Here is a 2,225-nt window from a genome sequence, read left to right as displayed (position 1 = left end):
CGTCCTGGGTGCACTGGTAGGCGACTTCGACACTGATGTGGTCCTCGTGCGCAGCGAACGCCGCTTCGAGTCTCGTACGCTGCCGGTCGGTGAGGCGTTCGCGTCTGGCCCGTAGAAGGTTGCGGATGCCGTAGAGCGGGTCTCCTTTGCGTCCCCGGTGCCCGAGTGTCTGCTGCTGGATACGACGGCGGACGTCATCAACAGCGCTGGTGGCGAGCTTGACGATGTGAAAAGCATCGAGGACGCAGGTGGCGTCGTCGAGTTGGTCATCGATCGCGTTCTTGTATCCCTGGAACGGGTCCAGCGTCGCGACCCGCACACCTTGGCGGAAGCTGGGCCCGCGTGCGGTGAGCCAGTCTTTGTACACGGTGCCCGACCGTCCCGGGACGAGATCCAGCAGACGCGCGGTTCGGTGCCGGTGGCGGGTGAGGTCGACCATGCCGGTGAGTTCTTTCGGTCCGCGCCGGCGCGGATCGGTGTGGTGCCAGACGTGCTCGTCGACGCCGAGAACCTCGACGCCGTCGAACCGTGCCGGATCATCAGCCGCAGTGTTGAGCACTGGCCGGATCTGGGACCACAGCGTGTTCCACGTCGTGCCCAACTGGCGGGCCAGTCCCTGGACGGAGGCGTTCTCGTAGNGTGGCCGGTCGGGATGACGCCGCAACCGGGGCAACCGGTCAGCCGGTCACAGGTCTCGACGTCGAGGACCACGCTCTCGTCGGTGGCATCGACGTCGGTCAGGTGCAGTCCGGGGAGGCCGAGGAGGACATCGCAGCGACTGCAACGGTCCAGAGATGTCGAGCAGGAACACGTAGGATGGGGCATTGTCGAGGTCCTTGAGATCAGCGCGGGTAGATGTCCGCTCATCATCAGGGACCTCGACGTCTATCTCCAACACCCTTGCCCGATCGGCGCGCCCACACTCAACTCTGAAGAGCCGAATTGAAGGGTATGGAATTATATCTTGACAGCAATCATTTATCCGACCCATGCTCTCCCGGGGCTATAGGGTTTGGCATTGGAGAGCCGGCTAACGTGCCAGATTGGGGTGATAGGGGCGGAGATCGACAGACGCAGCAGGACGTGTTCGCCAAGTTCTCCCTTGCAAAGGGAAAGAACGCGTGGAGTCATATCTGGGCTGCTTCCAAGTTCGTAAAGAATGGCTGTACGGGGCGTGCGACAACCAATTGTATGGGGTTAGGCGGAACGTGGCCCGAGGAAGAGTGGGGTGGGAAATCTGACATGCTACTTTTAAACAAGGATCGAGGCTGGAAGACCCCCGCATATTTCTCTTGGGACTACCTGGCTGATCGTCGTCCCCTGCCGCTTGATCGGTGATATGTAGATGCCTGGCATTCTAAGGCTATTGAAATCGGTTACCTGCGCTTTCAAATTGAGTGCGTTTTGCTCGGTTTTTTGTATTGTCCTTTCATGGGTTTCAGTTTGGTCTATCTGGAAAATCGAAAGTGGTGCATTGAATGTTGACGGGGTGTATTGTCCAGCGATTCCTGACTGGGTTGCACCTGAAGTCGGGGTGACGTTTAGTTTTGAGCTTGTCCCTCCTGCGGTTAGGTGCAGTCTTCAAGTCCCTAACCCGGAATGGGAAGAATCGTTGACCAGTTTTCCATTATTTCCTTCCATCCTGTTTTGGGTAGGTGCTGCGGCGGCTGTTGTTGCATCGTTATGCATAGTGATCCGGTTTCTTCATTTTCGAAAATAGCCTTTGCGGGCTCTTCGTAATTGAGGGTGTGGATCAGTGATTCCAGGACACGGCGTGGCGTTGCCCGGATAGACGTCGAGGTCTTCCGATGATGGAAGTTCTTACACAGTCCATCCGAAAGACCTCGACGTGTCCAAGCTTACTTTCTCATCTCCTGATCTCACGACGTTCTGCCGGCTCGACTCCCTTGACCTCACGTGCATTGGCCGGGGGTGTCAGATGGGTTGTGTATGGGGGCCTGTCTGAAAGGATTTGTAGATGAGTGAAATTCATGAGCGTTGTGAGCGGTTGTCTGGTGCTGATGTTGTTGCTGAGTTGAAGGCCAGCGGAGCTCTGGATGGGTTGTTCGCTTGGATCGATGCCGGTGAGATTGAGTTGACTGGTGATGGCGGGATGATCCCGGTGTTGATTCGTGAGGCTTTGGAACGTGGCCTGCAGGCGGAGATGACTTCGCATCTGGGCTACGAGGCCGGGGACCGGGCGGGTAAGGCGGTCACAAGCAAGC

2 pseudogenes are annotated in these 2,225 nt (G+C 57.8%); one reads left to right on the top strand and one right to left on the bottom strand.

Features of this window, described 5'->3' with window-relative positions:
* Positions 1 to 825 (bottom strand): annotated as a pseudogene (locus ACFFN1_RS02175) (ISL3 family transposase); the annotation flags it as partial.
* A gap of 1,153 nt (positions 826 to 1,978) precedes the next feature.
* Here ACFFN1_RS02175 and ACFFN1_RS02170 point away from each other — a divergent pair.
* Positions 1,979 to 2,225, top strand: a pseudogene (locus tag ACFFN1_RS02170) (IS256 family transposase); the annotation flags it as partial.

The sequence above is a fragment of the Brevibacterium otitidis genome (assembly GCF_042429315.1).
Lineage (GTDB): Bacteria > Actinomycetota > Actinomycetes > Actinomycetales > Brevibacteriaceae > Brevibacterium > Brevibacterium otitidis.
The sequence above is the reverse complement of the archived record's forward strand: the minus strand, read 5'-3'. Positions and strand labels throughout refer to the sequence as shown.